Annotated in this window: 10 protein-coding genes; 6 read left to right on the top strand and 4 right to left on the bottom strand. The window is 61.6% G+C overall.

Annotation, left to right across the window (positions count from 1 at the left end):
- Positions 1-100 precede the first annotated feature (100 nt).
- The 3 genes from AB0A65_RS01065 to AB0A65_RS01055 all read left to right on the top strand — a co-directional run bounded on the left by AB0A65_RS01065 (position 101) and on the right by AB0A65_RS01055 (position 5,450).
- Positions 101-1,567, top strand: a complete 1,467-nt coding sequence (locus AB0A65_RS01065; RefSeq protein WP_359944228.1) for a tyrosine-type recombinase/integrase — start codon at positions 101-103, stop codon at positions 1,565-1,567.
- Between the two features lie 99 nt (positions 1,568-1,666).
- Complete coding sequence (locus AB0A65_RS01060) at positions 1,667-2,023, top strand: hypothetical protein (protein ID WP_359944226.1); 357 nt, start codon at positions 1,667-1,669, stop codon at positions 2,021-2,023.
- Between the two features lie 25 nt (positions 2,024-2,048).
- The gene (locus AB0A65_RS01055; protein WP_359944224.1) at positions 2,049-5,450 is read left to right on the top strand and encodes a hypothetical protein; all 3,402 of its coding nucleotides are present in this window, start codon (positions 2,049-2,051) and stop codon (positions 5,448-5,450) included.
- Here the strand turns inward: AB0A65_RS01055 and mobF are convergent.
- Complete coding sequence (gene mobF, locus AB0A65_RS01050; protein WP_359944221.1) at positions 5,442-8,990, bottom strand: MobF family relaxase; 3,549 nt, start codon at positions 8,988-8,990, stop codon at positions 5,442-5,444. The genes AB0A65_RS01055 and mobF overlap by 9 nt on opposite strands.
- A 325-nt stretch (positions 8,991-9,315) precedes the next feature.
- On the opposite strand from mobF, the gene AB0A65_RS01045 reads away from it, so the two are divergent.
- Complete coding sequence (locus AB0A65_RS01045; RefSeq protein WP_359944218.1) at positions 9,316-9,873, top strand: NUDIX hydrolase; 558 nt, start codon at positions 9,316-9,318, stop codon at positions 9,871-9,873.
- Here the strand turns inward: AB0A65_RS01045 and AB0A65_RS01040 are convergent.
- From AB0A65_RS01040 to AB0A65_RS01030, 3 genes are all read right to left on the bottom strand, one after another.
- Positions 9,819-10,979 carry an NUDIX hydrolase N-terminal domain-containing protein gene (locus AB0A65_RS01040; RefSeq protein ID WP_359944216.1) on the bottom strand — a complete coding sequence of 387 codons (1,161 nt, stop codon included), beginning with the start codon at positions 10,977-10,979 and terminating at the stop codon, positions 9,819-9,821. The genes AB0A65_RS01045 and AB0A65_RS01040 overlap by 55 nt on opposite strands.
- 36 nt (positions 10,980-11,015) lie before the next feature.
- The gene (locus tag AB0A65_RS01035; RefSeq protein WP_359944213.1) at positions 11,016-12,104 is read right to left on the bottom strand and encodes a GDP-mannose 4,6-dehydratase; all 1,089 of its coding nucleotides are present in this window, start codon (positions 12,102-12,104) and stop codon (positions 11,016-11,018) included.
- Between the two features lie 109 nt (positions 12,105-12,213).
- Positions 12,214-12,534, bottom strand: coding sequence for a hypothetical protein (locus AB0A65_RS01030; RefSeq protein ID WP_359944210.1), 321 nt, complete (start codon positions 12,532-12,534; stop codon positions 12,214-12,216).
- A gap of 422 nt (positions 12,535-12,956) precedes the next feature.
- Here AB0A65_RS01030 and AB0A65_RS01025 point away from each other — a divergent pair, with 422 nt between their 5' ends.
- The gene (locus AB0A65_RS01025) at positions 12,957-14,249 is read left to right on the top strand and encodes a helix-turn-helix transcriptional regulator (RefSeq protein WP_359944207.1); all 1,293 of its coding nucleotides are present in this window, start codon (positions 12,957-12,959) and stop codon (positions 14,247-14,249) included.
- Entirely contained in the window at positions 14,246-15,817 is a 1,572-nt protein-coding gene (locus AB0A65_RS01020; RefSeq protein WP_359944204.1) for a lipid II flippase MurJ, read from the top strand. Before AB0A65_RS01025 ends, AB0A65_RS01020 begins: the two co-directional genes overlap by 4 nt.
- Positions 15,818-16,108: the final 291 nt, after the last annotated feature.

Raw genomic sequence — 16,108 nt, 5'->3', positions numbered from 1 at the left:
TCAGTTGTCAACTCCTGACTGAAATGACCATGTTCCACCGAGGGCTGACACCCCAGTCCGCTACCACGGTGCTACCACGGATTCCACACAGGAGGAGCCAATGGGCTGGAGCGTTCCCCACGTCTCCAAGAAGGGCCGAACGACCTACAGGGCCTACTTCCGCGACATGCGCGGCGAAACCGTCTACGAGGGCACCTACGCCACCGAGAAAGAATCCGACAAAGCCTGGCAGGCCGCCGAAGCCCGCATCGCGGACGGCCGCATCGTCGACGCCAAGGGCGGCCGCGTCAAGTTCAAGGACTACGTCCTCGAAACCTGGTTCCCCAACCACGTCATCGAGCAGTCCTCCGCCGACGACTACGAGTACCGCATCCGGAAGTACCTCAACCCCTGGTTCGGCCACCTCCCCATGAACCAGATCTACCCCGCCGACGTCCGCGAGTGGGTCACCTGGATGCGCAAGGACCAGGAGGTCTCTCCGGCGAACCTCAAGAAGACGATGAGCCCGCTGAGCGCCATCTTCAAGACCGCGCTGAACGACGGCCTCATCTACCTCCACCCCTGCAAGGGAATCAAGCTCCCCACGGTCCCCGAGACTGAGAAGGAAATCCTGACTGTCGAAGAGTTCGACGCAGTCTTCGTTGAAATCGCCGACTTCGAGATGCAGATGCTCCTAGAGACCGACATCGAAACCGGCTTCCGCTGGGGCGAACTCACCGAACTCCGCGCGAAGGACTGGCACTCCACCGAACGCACCTTCAAGGTCTCCCGAGCGGTCATCAAGGTCCGCCCAAGCCGCGACCCCGACGGCTACTCCTTCCGCGTGAAGCCGTACCCCAAGGGCAAGAAGCCCCTCGAAGTCAAAGTCTCCGAGCCCTTTGCCAAGAAGGTGGACCGCTACCTAGAGATCACCGGCAAGTCCGGAGACGACCTCCTCTTCACCTACGAAGCCCCTGAGATCCCTTCTCAGTCACTCCCACCCGAAGACCTAGGACTCACCCCACCCAACGCCGCCGGCCGCCAATACCGCCACGGCACCACCACCGCCTACCAACTAGCCAAGTGCCGCTGTGACCACTGCCGAGGCGCCTACGCCGCCTACCGAGCCTCCCGCCGCGCGGTCGGCCTCGACACCCACGACTCCAAGCAACCCGCCAAGAAAGCCCTCAATCCCGAAGGCCACGTACCAGGCTGGTGGTTCCGCCGCCGAATCTGGCACCCCGCCCTCGAAGCCGTCGGCATCAAATCCCGCATCCGAGTCCACGACCTCCGAGCCACCCACATCTCCTGGCTCCTCGCCGGAGGAGCCGACCTCGAATCCGTCCGAGACCGCGTAGGCCACAAAAGCATCGTTACCACCGCCAAGTACGTCCGCAAACTCAAGGGCAACGACGACAAGACCTTGAGCGCCCTCGAAAAGATTCGCAACGGCACCGCTCAGCTACCACAACAGCGTCAACCTAGCAGCCCGGCCCAAGTTTCACCGTTGGACAACATGTCGATGGACGACCTTGTCAAGGAGATGGGCCGAATCCAAGCTGAAATGGCCCGCAAAGCGAGAAGCTAATCTGAGGGACCCGAATGCCGGGGCCATGCACGCCGCGGCAGATCGTCTCGTAACTGGCCGCACGAGGGCCTCGCTCGATCGACGGTAAAATTCTGAAGCATGAAGCGGGTAGTAGTCATCACGGCTGGGATCTTGGTCGCCAGCGCCGCCGTTACGTTCTCGACGATCTCCTGGGATCAAGCAAGCAAGGTCGCATCCGTTGTGTCAGCTCTAGTAGCAATTGCGGCACTTGCGGTATCAGTACTTCAAATGATTCCCACCGGTCACTCGAACTCAGTCTCGGTCAAGAACTCCGGCTCGGCTCGCGCAAGCGGAGGCGGGCTAGCTGTTTCCGGAGTGTTTGTACCGGACATCCAATCCAGCACTGATATCGAGCTTGACGGTAGTGGGACTGCAAGTGCGGAAAGCTCTGGAAGGGCAATAAGCGGGATCGCGACGCCCGAGAAGTTCGATTAGACTAGACCTTGAGCAAGGGAAGCAGATGGCAGAAGATGCAAGCCGAAAAACGCGCACTTCTAATTACAATACTGGAGACTCTGAGGCGCAATCCGGAGGAGTTGCAGTAAGTGGCACACTCATTGGCAATGTTAATGTCAGGCCTCTGAGCCAGGTTCCAAAGAATTCAAGTTACATTGAGCAAGTTCGGCGAATTGCACCCAATGAACTTCATGATAGATGCGAGGAAAGCGACTTCCTGCATCGCTTTTGTGTTGCTGTCGAAGCTCAAGAGTACGCATATATCAAAGGCCCTGCCTGGGCGGGAAAGTCCGCGCTATTGTCAAACTTTGTACTTAATCCACCGAAACATACTCGGGTCGTTTCTTTCTTTATCACTGGTCGCCTGGCGGGTGCAAGTGACAGATATGCCTTTGTTGATGCCCTGATTGAACAGCTAGCCGTGATCCTCGAGGTACCAATTCCAACTGAATATCAAGAAGGGTTGAAGGAAGCTCACATGCTTTCCATGTTGCGCGCGGCTGCTGCACGATGTGAAAGCCATCGCGATCGACTTGTGTTGGTGGTGGATGGACTGGATGAGGACCGGGGAGTGTCACCAGGGGGTAACTCAATAGCAGGGCTTCTACCTTGGTCGCTCCCAGACAATCTTCGAATTATTGTATCAGGTCGCTATAATCCGCCTCTTCCGGACGATGTGCCCTCGAATCATCCCCTCAGAAAAAATGAGGCAGTATATGAACTTGGGCGATCGGAGCATGCAATCGCTAAACAGAATGAGCTTCAGAGGGACCTGAGAAACATCCTGCATGGAACGATGCTTGAACGTGACGTGCTCGGATTTATTGTGGCGGCACGAGGCGGACTCACCGCTATGGACCTGGCAGAACTGACTCGTGAACCAATATTTATGGTCGAAGATCTTCTCGCTGCATCCTTTGGGCGGGCATTCATCTCCCGTCCCTCTTTTGCGATGGGATCCGGTCCCCACGTCTACACACTTGCTCATGAGGAACTTCAAGAGTTTGCACTTGCTGCCATTACGGACCAAGTTGGCACCTATATTGAACGGATCAAGAACTGGGCGTCAACGTATCGGGACTTGAAGTGGCCGAATGATACACCCGGGTATCTCTTGTATGGCTACTTTAGGATGGCAAGTGAAACAAATAGCATTCCATTGATGGTGCAACTTGCGACTGATCTGCAGCGTCAGAATAGGATTCGCGCGATGAGCGGCGGAGATAGTCTTGCACTTGCGGAGATCGAAATAGCTCAGGGCAGGCTTCTAGAGAGAAGGCCTGCAAACATCCTTTCGATGGCCCGACTTTCGATGTACCGAGCTATTCTCCTCAAGAGCAACGAGTTGATCTCCGATGCACTGCCTGAAGCATGGGTACGAATTGGAAATCTCAACCGTGCCAAGGCTACTGTCTACTCAATTCGCCGTCCTGAACGACGCGTGCCCGCCTTGGTAAACATGGCGAATGCCTTGATTGATTGCAATCAAAATGAAATCGCGCAGGAATGCATTGAAGCTGCGTTTGCGGCATCCTCCAACTTTGATGACGAGTACGAACGCCATCTGATACCTCCTCTCGCAAAAGTCCTTGTTCGACTAAACAAGAAAAAGGAAGTTGAGATCCTGGAGCGGCGCCTCAGAGTATTTACTTCTAACGACGACGAGGATTTCAAAGTCGTGATGGCCTGGATCTATTTGATCGAATTCTATTCAGCGGTAAGAGACGCGGAAAAATATGAAAGGGCAACACTTCAGTATCTCGACTTGGTTTTGACGCTGGACAACCCTTGGACGCAGACTCTACTGCTGGACCAGGCTATATCGATTTCTGCCAAGCTCGAAGATGGAACCGTGCTCACTCCCGTGCTCAATCGCTGGCGTCAGCTAAGTGCGGGCTCAGATCCAATTTTGCGTAATCGCGCGCTTGCAGGGCTTGCAATGTATTATCTCTCAAAAGGCGATTTCCTTGAGTCTCAGAGGTACTTGGGGGAAATTGAGGATGAATCTGAGCGCTTCTCAGCGCTCGTGGATGGATACATATACTGGGCAAGTTCACCTCTCAAGGATTGCTATAATCGGATGCTTGAGATGGTTCGCTCTGAATGGCAAGGACTAGCTGATCCTACGATTGAGTCAGAAAAACTGTCGGCGCTTTGTCGGACTCTTCTAGGGGCGAAAGAGTTTGATCTGGCGCGTGAAGTGATCGGTATGATTAGCTATACTGGAGCGCGGGTCGATTCACTTGCTGAGTTTGCTGTCTCGTTGGCAAAGTCTGCGAGTAGCCTTGATGAGGCCGAGAAATTTGCATTGGATTCCGAAGCACTTTCTCGAGCCGATGGCTCGATTTTTGGCGATATAGATTCCTTGGTATCAATCATTGCATCAATACCTGAATCTGGCCACGTTGAACTGGTTGAAAGATTGCTCCAGATTTGTACTCAGGTGCTTTCGAATCGATCGCCTGACCTAATCGATCACTGGACTCTATATTCAGTTACTCGTGTCTTGGCGAGATCGAATTCTATTGCGGAGTTTGAGCGCCTGCTTGAAGTGGAGATGGCACCGCAATATTCATGCTTGGTGCTCGCGGCTATGGCGCGAGCAAGCGCTGGGTCCGATGTGTCAAATCTGCTAGACCGAATAGACTGTCTTCTGAGGGAAGTTGTAGATTCGGTTTGGAGGATGATAATAAGTCGGGATGCAATGTCCTTGTCGATTGACATAGATAATATGCAGAAGGCTGAGATGTATCAGGACTTCTTGCTAGAGAGTTTGAACAGTTTGATTACGCAATCAATTTCGACATGGGCAGAGCCTCAGCTATTTTACTCGCTGGTCTCGAATGGTCAGATTGAGCGAGCTGTAAGAATTGCGACACACCCTACCTCAAGTTATTCAAGGCTTTATCTGGTTCGTGCGCTCTGTTATGAAGGAGAATTCGAACTCGCGGAAACTGTTACTGCAGGCACAATCGATTCCGAAAGGGTCTTGGCCATGCTTTGCCTCGCTCGCTACTGTATTGAGGATCAGGACTTTATTAAGGCCTATTGTCTTGTTGCTGATATCGAAGCTGAGATTTCCACTAGCCAATCTTCGCGTACTGATGAATTTTACTTCGAGCTTGCCTCGATATATTCCCTGATTGGGCTCGGTGGGAAGGCTCGTGAAATAGCATCCTGCATCCACTCGGAGGGGTTGAAATTTAAGTGCCTTCTGAGCATATCGGTACTTAGTCCTGAGGAATCCGACACCTTGAGGATGCAATTGCTGGATAAAGGTGGTTTTGAGCTTTCTCTGGAAATGTTGGGCCAGGATCATCCAAATGTTGCGGTGAGGCTCGCTGAAGAGTTCGTCGCACTGCATGACATGAATCCGATTGTTGCCAATGAATCTGGCTCAGAATGATGGCTTTGGTGGGTTTAGAGGCCCGGGCAACTGTGTCGTTGCCTTCAGCTCCTGTGGTCGGTGATCCTGGAAACCTTCGAAAGCCTGGACGCGACTGAGTTGTTGTGCCTCGACTTCAGGGGAAGGAATCTCGCCGACTCGGCGACACCCAGTGGTGAGGTCGTGGGCTTGGTGGGCTGCGGTTTCGGCAACGTCGAGGATGTAGCGCTCGGTCGAGGTCCTGGGAGTCCATCCCCATGGATCGTTCTGGTCGTTGCCGGTGTGGTCAGTGGCGGCGCAGACTATGGCGACTCTCTGCCACCACATGGCTTTGGCGGTGGGGTCTTCGGGTTCGCGGCCGAGGTAGTCGACCCAGGCGGGTTTGGCGGTGACGGCGAGCTCGGCGAGTGAGTAGGCGCGGTCGTGGATGGCGTCGAGAAGGGTGTCGGTGTAGCTCTCCAAGGTGTTTGGTCTCGGGTCATCCTCGATTGGGTTGTACCTGATCCATGGCGCGGCGATCAGCAGGTGTTGTTGAGGTGGTTCGTAGTCGCGATGTCGGGCAGCGCGGAGGTCTTCGGTGTAGGCGAGTTTTTCGGCGAGGTCGGGGATGGTGCCGGCGCGGGTGAGGTTGTTGCGGAGGGTTTCGGTGGCGGAGAGTTCGGCGTCATCGCGGTCGAGCACTCGGATGAAGGCGGCTTGGGCTTCGGATCTCTCTTGGTTCGGCGTGAGCGGTTGGTCCTCGGGGACGTCGACGGTGAAGTAGAGGTGGTTGGCCTCCTTGCCGCGGGTGGCGGGCACGTAGGTGCTTTCGCGTCCGGCCAGCTCCGGGTCGATCAGTGAGTGGGTGGTGTCGACGGTGCGGCCTTGGGAACGGTGGCCGGTGACGGCGTAGGCGAGTTCGACCGATTCGGCGACATACTCGGCAGGGAGGACGAGGCGTCCGCCGTGTTCGGTGTGGCGGACGGCCAGGGCATCGTCGCCGTGGCGGGTCTCCACTAGCCAGGTGTCGCCGTTTTTGACGAACTGCCCGTCCTGGCAGGCGAAGTCGCGCCGCGGAGTCCGCGTGACGATCAAGTCGCTGGTCCCGGCCTCGTTGCCGTCATGCAGGGTGACGCCGTCCGCTGCGACCTTCCCTGCAATGAGGAGGTCTTCGCGGGCGCGGGCGGAGAGTGCGGTGACCTCGGTATTGGTTCCGGCGATCATGAGTGAGTCCTTGCCGCTCTGGGTGTCGGATAGCCATGCCTGGTAGACCCGTTCCCGCAAGTCCTCCGTGTCCCCGGCGTGGAGGCGGCCGTTAGCGGCGTAGAAGTCGACGGCGGTGTTGTCGCCTTCGCGGAGTTGGAGGGAAGCGACGGCTTCGGCGGGGTCATGGAAGCGATGGACTTCATCGAGCACGACGGTGGGGGTCTCGGCGGCGAGGAGTCGGAGGGCGCCGCCGGATTCGACGGCGGAGAGCTGGTAGTGGTCGCCGAGCAATCGCAGGACTGCGCCGTGGTGGTCGGTGATCTGGCGGAGTCGGTCGAGGTTGAGCGTGCCGGTCATGCCGGCCTCGTCGACCAGGACCATGTCGCCGGGCCGGATACGGAACTGCTCGAACGCCGGTGGGACAGCAGTGCCGTGCGACAGGTCGTTCGCCCAACGGCCCTTGATGTGCTCGTGGAGGAACTTGTGGACGTTCTCGGCTGGCCGGTCGAGTTCGGCGGCGAGGACCGCGGCGGCGGCCCCGGAGGACGCGAGTGGGACCAGTCGGCGGCCGTCGGTGTCGAGGACGTGGGCGAGGGCGCGCATGGCGGTGGTCTTCCCGGTCCCCGCTGGCCCGATCCCGGCGACGGACTGGCGGGTGTCGGTCGCGAACGACTCGACGAGTTTCCGCTGCCCGGCATCGAGAGATCGGCCCGCCTGCTGCTCGAAGTTCTTCAACGAGGCGGCGGCTTGCTCGGGGGCAACCGCGTCGACCACACCGGGGATGGTGGCGGCTTGGACGAGGTTCGCTTCAGCGGTGAGGATCTGTTCGGAGGTGTAGCGGGCCGCGCCGTGCGGGGTGAACACCGAGACGCCGTCGTTGCGGCGCAACACGGCCGGTTCAGATACGACAACTGGGGCTTCGAGACTGATGGACGCGCCCAGTGCGGTGTCGGTGATCTGCTCGACCAGCGCCGTCCGCTGGGCGTGGTCGGTGAGGGTGACGCCGTGCTCGGCCAGGGTCCGGTGGGCGGCGGCCTCGACGTTCCACCGGTTCCACACCGCCCGGTACTCCGAGACCCGCGTGGTTACTTCTTCGGCGAGCGCGGACAGGTCCAGCCCGGAGACTAGGGTGGAGACGGATCGCGGCTTCCCCGCGGCTCGCTGGAACTCGGTGAGGGCGTCGGTGCCGAACCTGTCGGTGAACTGGCCCTGCCAGATCCCGTTCAGCTCGCCCAGGGACTTCGCGGTGCTCTTGACGTTGCGCGTGTCGAGGTTCGCAGTCCGCGCAAGCTGCCGCTCAGTTGCCTTGTCGGGCGTGCGGCCGTGCTGGGCGCGGTAGTCCGCGGTGAGTTCGTTGTAGCGCTCGACGATCCCCTCACGGCGGGACGCGAAGGACTTGATCCACTCGTCCTTGACCCCGGCGATCTCCCAGACCGGTTCCTTACTTGCTCTCGTGTCGGTGCGCATCCGCCACTCGACCCCAAGCCGCTTCGTCAGTTCGGCGCGGAACGCGGAGTCGTAGACCGCTCCGGCGGTCACGGTGATGAAGTGCAGCGGGCGGCCGTCGATGGTCCGCCACTTCCCATCCCCGGCGGCCTGGACTCGGTTCGCCACCGCGAGATGCGTGTGGAGGTGGGGTTCGCCGTTGCGGTTGTCGAAGTGATCGAAGGAGACCGCGATCAGCCCGCGGGTGTCGACCTGGGCGGGGCCGCCGGCCCCGACCCGCGTGAACGCCGCATGCTCCTCCAGATACTTCAACGCCTCCGCGACGGCGGCGTCATGCGCCCACTTCACCTGCGCCCGAACCTGCTGCGAATCATGCAGGCCCCACAGCAACGACGCGGACTTGACGGGCGCGAACACCAGGTCATATCCGACCACGGCCTGCTTGCTCCTCTGCGCTGCGATTTTCCGGGCCTCACGCAGCTCGGCAGGGGTCGGCTCCCGGCCAAGTTCGATGAGGATCTTGTCGACCTGCCGGTTGAACCGCTCGGTGTAGTCGAGCGTCCTCTGCTGGTACTTCGGGAACGCCCGTCCCAACCGCGCGGCGCGCACCGCTTCCTCGGCGATCTTCTCCTCGTCGCCTGGCTTGCGAATCCGGTGGGCGTTGGCGGCGATGTGAGCGTCCATGACCCGCTGCGCGTCCGGGCGCATGCCTTCCCCGAACAGGAACCGCATCTGCTCCTCAATTACGCGGTCATCGGGCTTGAGGTCGAGCCCGTCGAGCCCGGAACCGAGCCAGATCCCGGGCGGGTTGCCGCGCGCGTTGTAGTACGCGACCGCGTCCGCCTCAGTCGCAAACACCCGGGGCGTGTCACCGGCCGCCACCGACTCGGTCAGATACAGGTAGCCCGAACCGGCGTAGATCTTCTTCAACGAAAGCAGGGAGAACCACCAAGACCGAGGAGAGAAATAGTCGACAGAAAATGACACCAGATCCGCCGGGGAAGCGGGCGGATCGGCAACAATACAACCCGCACTCGCAGAGTGCAAGATGTGTCTGCCCTTTTTCTCATAGGGCCATTGAAGGTTATTATCGCAGGTAGATGGTCGTATCTTCGCCTAGTTCGATGCTGTATCTCATCTGATCCTGTCAACTCTTGAATGATATTGTCATGAGGTTTCAATTGGACGTGCATCGAGATCCGCATTAGGCGTATGTAATCGGATCTTGACGAGATCGGAAGCCAAGGAGATTTTGATGGAGCAGGTTTCGAGTGAGCATGACTCGCCGCTGCGGCGCGCGCGTGCGTTCGCTGCGTCCGCGGCGTTGATTCGCAATCCGGTCGGCGACATCCTCATGGTTCAGCCCACCTACAAGGAGCCCTTGGAACTGCCGGGCGGCTACGTCGAAGTCGGCGAATCCCCGGTCGAGGCGTGCCTGCGAGAGGTCCGGGAGGAGCTGGGCATCGAAATCGCCCTCGGCGGACTTCTGGTCGTTGATTGGGCTCCTGCACCGAGTGAGGGCGATAAGATCCTTTTCGCCTTCGATGGCGGACAGCTCAGTGCTGACCAGGAAGCTGACATCAAGCTTCGTGAGTCAGAGGTTTCCTCGTGGGGCTACTACCCTCTGTCTGTGATCGAGGCCCGGACTCCAGCTCGGCTCTTCCGTCGCATTGCTCAGGCGGCTCAGGCGGATTCGACTCGCTACCTAGAAGATGGCGGAACGGCAGGAGTCACCGTCTTACCGCGCCGTCCGGGACATCAAGCTCTTGGTTCGTCGGTCGGTTGCAAGGCTGCGGTGATCTTCGTGCGGTGACCTCGGAACAGGTCGAGGTCTTTCAGATCGGGCAAGGTCACCCACGCGGTGTCGGCAACTTCGCGGTTCCATGTGACGGTGCGGCCGCTGGTTTTGAGGTTCATGCTGAACACGGCGATGACCGGGATGGTGGTCGGCTCCGACGTGATGGCCCGATTGTCGAACACATCGACCAGCGCCAAATCAGCCGCATCGAGACCCAGCCCGATCTCCTCGCGTGCTTCGCGGACGGCCGTCACCGCCCAGCCCTCTCCGACCTCGCAGGCGCCGCCGGGTATCGCCCACTGCCCGGTGTCGGACCGCTGGATCAGCAGAACTCGGCCAATTTCGTCTCGGATGGCAATCTCCGTCCCTGTTGCCGCCGCGGACGGATGGAGCTCGAACGGGCCGAATCGCCGATAGCCGATTGGCTCTACGGTGATGTTCGCGGCGAGCGCACCGAGCTGCTCGAAGCGCTCGACGTTGTACGGATCGGCCGTCTCCAAGACTCCTTCCTCCGCGATCTCCACGATGTCACGACAGATGGCGGCGACGACGGGGCTGACGATGACGGGCCGCTCGTCGATTTGTCGAGGCAAAGCGGGTATGGACGCGGGGGAGATGCCGGTAAAGGGTCGCTGAATCGCAGTGTCGGGCGTCGGCCAGACCCCTCGCAGTTCGGCGCGTGTGAGGGAACTGGTGGTCCGGTAGATCGCGAGGTAGGTGTGCGGGTCGGGAAGGCCCAACACGCGGCTGTCGGTCAAACCGACAGGCCGACCCGGTCCCGCCGCAGCGATCCGGACAGCCGCAGCCTTGAGTTCGTCCGGCAAGAGTCTGCCCGGCTCCAGGAGGAAGGTCCGCCAGAGCCGGGCCCCGTCCGCGCACTTGATGTACAAGGCGACAGCGGCTTTGGGAGTGTGGATGCCGCTGTCGGTACTGAAGGACTCCTCGATCGCGTCGACGTCTCGCGGATAGATCAGCGATGCGAGTTCGGCCGCGTGCCGTCGGAGGCGCGTGAACCGTTCACGATCGAAACGGTCGGGTCGGTAGTGCAGGCCGAGCGTGGCTTGCGCGCGGAAGCGGTCGGCCAGCCATGCGAGTCGGAGGCTGTCGGCATGCTCGGTCATCGGGTGTCCTTCGATCGATACTGCGTGGCGGTCGTTCTAGTGGGGGATCAGGGCATCGTTGACGTAGTCGATGGTGCGGCGCAACCCGGCCTCCCAAGTGACGGTCGGTTCCCAGCCGACGGCGTCACGAACCTTCCTGGCGTCGACCCGCAGCGCGAGGACTTCGGAGTCACCGGGACGGAATCGGTCGGTGTCCGAGAGCAGGGTCCGGGCGCTCCAATGTCCGGCTCGCTCGCCGAGGTCGATGATGAGCTGGGCCCAGTCCTTCATGGTGATGCTCTTGCCGTTCCCGTAGGTGTAGACCTCGCCGGCCTTGCCGTGCGCGGCGAGGGCGAGGTGGGCGCGGATGCCATCGACGAAGAAGGTGAAGTCGCGGCGCGGGCGGAGGTCGCCAAGGACGATCCGCTCGGACTGGGACGCCTGCCGGATGATCTCGCCGGTGATGAACTCCAGGGACTGGCGGGGGCCGAAGTGGTTGAACATGCGGACCACGATTACCGGCAGACCATATGCGGCGTGGAAGTTGCGGGCCAGGAAGTCCTGCGTGACCTTCGAGGTGCCGTAGATCGATTGTGGGTCCAGCGGCGAGGTCTCGGTGAAGACGACTTCGTCGAGGTCGTCGCCGTGGTTCAGGCCGTGGGCGTTGCCGTACTCCTCGGAAGTGCCGACCTGGTCGAAGCACGCGAGTTCGATGCGGTGGTCCACGAGCGACTGGAGCAGGTTGAGGGTGGCGCTGACGTTGGCGTTGAAGACGGCCTGGGGGAGGTGCCACGAGTAGCCGACGTGGCTGAAGGCAGCGAAGTTGAAGACGTAAACAGGGCGGTCAGCATTCGAGAGAGCGCGGACGGCCTGGTCCACCGCGAGGCGATCGGTGAGGTCGCACCAGTGGAGGGTGAGGCGCCCTCGCTGGTGTTCGAGGTGGTGGAGCTGCCGGTGGGCCTTGGGACGGACCGTGATGTGGACGTCCGCGCCGAGTTCGATGAGGGCGTCGGTCAGGTGCGAGCCGAGGAAGCCGTCAGCGCCGGTGATGAGGACGGGGGCGTCCCGGTAGGCGTCGGCGAAGTCGCGCTTGAGCGCGGCGATCTCCTCGTGGGTGAACGTTCCGGTAGCGAGCGCTTCGATCATGACTGGTCTCCGTTCCATCGATGAGGGTTGTTGGATGAGTGGGAGTGAGGGCCGCCGTCCACCTACGGCGGCCCTCTGGAATGAAGTCATCGAGCTGAGGCTGGTCAGCTCACAGTTGCCCGCCTTCGCGTAGGGCGCGGTCGGCGACGATCTCGCCTCGGTGATGCCACTGCTGCTGTGCCGCCGCGACGATCCGGTCTGTGCGGCCGTCGGTGTCGAGCCAGTCGGACCAGTCCGAATCCGGGAGCAGGCGTGGGCTGTTGCTTTCCAGTTGTTCGACCACGCCGAGGCGGTCGCCGCTTGCGGTGACGGTCAGCCGGTCGACGCCGCTGAGGAAGTACCAGGTAAAGGTGAGGCGCTGGCCGTCGATGTTGACGATTTCCAGCGGAAGCGCGTCCCCCACGAGATCGATCTCCTCGGTTCCGTTCACCACGCACCACCTGAGCGTTGCCGCGAGAGCCGCGGAGCCCCCACTGCCCCGCGGATCACGAGGTAGGCAAAGGCGTCTCGGAAGTCCTGGCAGCCGCGGCCTCGCCAACGCTGGCGACACCGTCGGCACTTCTTGATCCCCGCCCACGTCAGGCGAGGACGATGGACGGCTATCGCCGCATGCATGTCGGCCGCCTTGGCATCGGCCAGTATGGTCTCCATGTCACCAGTTCGCCTTCCATCTCGTTCTGGTGATGCGGGCCGCTGGGATCGTGATTCTCCGGTGGCGGTCCGCCGCTTTCGGGCGATGCGACATGCACCGCTGGAAACTACAATGAGCGGGGACACACCGGCTGTCACCGTTGCGTCGTTGCGGCAACTCAAAATGGACGTTCCGCAACGTGGCACTCATGGGAGGCCGTCATGGACGATGCAGATGGAGCCCGGCTTCGCGCCGCGCGAATCGAAGCTGGAATCGGGCTGGACATCCTCGCCCGCATCACCGGCAAGTCGAAGAGCCACTTGTCGCGAGTCGAGCGCGGCATTCGGCCGCTGACTCCAGGGATCGTGCTCGCCTACCACCGCGCGCTAGGGTGGTCGCTGCCGATCGGAGTCACGACCAGGGCCGCAGGCTCCGTACCTGCTGACGACGACATTGACGAGGCCGAGATGAGACGACGTACGCTCCTCCGCGGATTCGTGGCGACCACGACCGGCATCGGCGCTGGCACCCCTCTGGCCGACGAGATCGAAAGCGTGACCGGCCCAGTCGCGGCCCCGAGCATGGTCAGCGAGTTCGACGCCGAGGAACTTGAGCAGGCCGCACTCGCGCTCACCTCCCGAGACCTGCGAGGCGGCGGTCATGCCCTCATCAGCGAAGGCCAATCGCTGCTGACGTGGGCGACCGGCCTGATCGAACAGACCCGATCCGAACCGCTCCGCAAACGCCTCGCCTCGGCCGCCGGCTACCTCGCCGACCGGACCGGCTGGACCGCATTCGACCTCGGACTCCACGACCAGGCGAACCGCATGTTCGGCCTCGGCGTCCGCCTCGCCGCAGAAGCCGACGACCGCAACTTGACCGCTCAAGCCCTCTGCGACATGGCCGGACAGGCGGTCTTCCTCGGAAGGCCCTCCGAGGCCCTGGCATGCGCCGAACTCGCCCTCGCTGACGACTCGATCGTCGACCAGCTCAAAGCCGCTCTCCTCGGCGTGACCGCCGAAGCATACGGCCAGCTTGGCGAGCTCAACGAGACCCTGCGCTACATCGACCTCGCCTACGAACGCGCGATCGACAGCGAGATCCCGGACGGCGCACCCGTCTGGCTCCCCGCCTTCCGCGGACCCCAGACCCTCATGGCCTCAACCGGCTTCGCCGCCTACCTCAGCTACCAGCAGAACCGGCACGCCCTGGCCGCCTCCACCGCAATCGAACACCTTGCCGTGGCAAGCAGCACGCTCGGCAGCTCCCGAGGCAGATCGGCCACCCTCTGCCGACTGCGCCAAGCCTCGATCTCCTGCGCCGCCGGAGAATCCGCCGAGGGCATCTCGCTTGCAGGGCAAGCGGTCGGCGACCTCCAGCTCGTCCGCTCCACGCGTATCCGCCGAGAACTCCGCATCCTGCGCGAGGCACTTCCCGCCGGGAACCGGCAAGCAGCCGCCGCCTCTGCTCGGATCGACAGGCTCCTGACAGGGCAGGTCGTCCCGATCGCATGACCAGTGCGAGAACCCTGCTCGGCCGAAGCTCACTCATCGCCGTCGGCGCGCTCTCCAGCCGCGTCACCGGCTTCATCCGCACGGCCGCCATCGGTGCCGCCCTCGGGGCCGGACTGGTCGGCGACGCCTACACCACCGCCGTCATGCTCCCCGGCATCGTCTACGAGATCCTGCTCGGCGGCATCGGCACCGCAGTCCTCGTTCCTCTCCTGAACCAGGCTAAGGCCAATCATCAGGACGGCGGGCGCGAGTTCGCGCAACGACTCCTCAGCTTCGCCGCAGTCGCCTTCGGCCTCGCCGCCCTCGTCGCAACCGCAGCCGTGCCGTTGCTGATCCCCCTCCTCGGAGGCACTGCGACCTATGGCGAGAGCGCGAACCTGACCACGGCGTTCGCGATGTTCACCGTGCCCGTCGTGTTGTTCTACGGCATCGGCGCCGTCGCCACCGCAATCCTCAACGCACGCGGCACCTTCGCACTCCCCGCCTGGTCCCCGGCCTGCAACAACCTCACACTCATCACCGCAGCCCTGGTCCTCATCGCCTTCCCCGTCGGCGACTTTGGCGACCTCCGCACCATCCTGCTGGGCGGCGCCACCCTGCTGGGCGCTGCACTCCAAGCGCTGATCCTCATCCCTGCCACGCGAAAAGCGGGCGTGCTCTGGCGATGGCAACCAAGCCTGCGCGGATTCGGACTCCGCGGCCTCGCAAAGACGATCCTGTGGGTCACCGCCTACGTCACCGCCGGCCAACTCGGCCTCCTGGTCATCCTCGGCCTCATCCGAGCCGCAGCCGCCGAAGGCGGACCCGGCCCGCTGATCTACAACAACGCCTGGGTCCTGCTCATGATGGCCTACGGCGTCCTCGCACTACCCGTCATCACCGCACTCACACCCGAACTCTCCAAACCCAACCAACCAACCTCGGTTACGACCGCGAACCAGTACCGACACGGGCTACGGCTCCTCCTCATGCTCACGACACCAGCCGTCGCCGCAATGATCGCGCTGGCACAACCGATCGCAGTGGCCCTCTTCGAGTGGGGCGACTACACCCACGCCGCAGCCCAGGCAACCGCCCCCGTCATCGCCGCCGCAGGACTGGCCCTGATCCCCTACTCCATCTCACAGCTCCAGCTCTTCACCTTCCTCGCGATCGGCGACGCCCGAACCCCAGCGCTGATCATGATCAGTTCGACTTTCCTCAGAATCGCGCTCTGCGTCGGGGCTTTCGCAATCGTGTCCACCCCCCACTTGGCTGCCGCTCTGATGCTGGTCAACGCTGTTTCTTACGTGGGTGTGTCGGCAATCTCGGCACTCGTGCTTCACCGGCGAATGAATGTGTCGTCCTCCTTTTTGAGGCATCTTGGTGTGGTCTGGGGGATCTGGCGATCTGCGGCGCTTCTAGCTGTTGGTGCGGCAGTCTGGTGGGTGGCCTCGACCTGGATCACCGAGCCAAAAACAGCCGCAATGTCGACGTTGATCGTCTTCGCACCAGTATTCGTGGCGACTTACCTACCGGCGATTCGGATGTCGCGGAGCCGATCCTTATCTCGAAGTGCCGCAGCTTGAAATGCGAGTGGCGCGGGGAGCAGAAATATCAGTGACAGAAGGTATTCTCGGTCCTGCTGCTTGGCATCGTTCACGTTAGGATCGATCACGACTGATCCTCCGAACGAAAGCACCTCGTGGGAACCCCTCGCCTGCTCCTGCCTATGTGGGCTGCCGTCCTTATGCTCCACGCCGTAGTCGGCCTCTACTGGTACTCGTTCCTCTTCAGCGGCTACCGCTTCCCGACGTCGGCTGGCTCCTTGTTGTTCGCTGGAGGGGTCGGTGCGGTCGCGTGGTGGTGGGCGAGTGCAC

Source organism: Glycomyces sp. NPDC047010 (assembly GCF_040644205.1).
GTDB lineage: Bacteria > Actinomycetota > Actinomycetes > Mycobacteriales > Micromonosporaceae > Glycomyces.
This window is presented reverse-complemented; position numbering and strand designations above follow the sequence as displayed.

Bases quoted from the DNA above. Each gene is read 5' to 3' on its own strand.
- AB0A65_RS01060 (WP_359944226.1), top strand. From the start codon at position 1,667: ATGAAGCGGGTAGTAGTCATCACGGCTGGGATCTTGGTCGCCAGCGCC.
- AB0A65_RS01035 (WP_359944213.1), bottom strand. From the start codon at position 12,104: ATGATCGAAGCGCTCGCTACCGGAACGTTCACCCACGAGGAGATCGCC.
- AB0A65_RS01065 (WP_359944228.1), top strand. From the start codon at position 101: ATGGGCTGGAGCGTTCCCCACGTCTCCAAGAAGGGCCGAACGACCTAC.
- AB0A65_RS01040 (WP_359944216.1), bottom strand. From the start codon at position 10,979: ATGACCGAGCATGCCGACAGCCTCCGACTCGCATGGCTGGCCGACCGC.
- AB0A65_RS01020 (WP_359944204.1), top strand. From the start codon at position 14,246: ATGACCAGTGCGAGAACCCTGCTCGGCCGAAGCTCACTCATCGCCGTC.
- AB0A65_RS01025 (WP_359944207.1), top strand. From the start codon at position 12,957: ATGGACGATGCAGATGGAGCCCGGCTTCGCGCCGCGCGAATCGAAGCT.
- AB0A65_RS01055 (WP_359944224.1), top strand. From the start codon at position 2,049: ATGGCAGAAGATGCAAGCCGAAAAACGCGCACTTCTAATTACAATACT.
- AB0A65_RS01045 (WP_359944218.1), top strand. From the start codon at position 9,316: ATGGAGCAGGTTTCGAGTGAGCATGACTCGCCGCTGCGGCGCGCGCGT.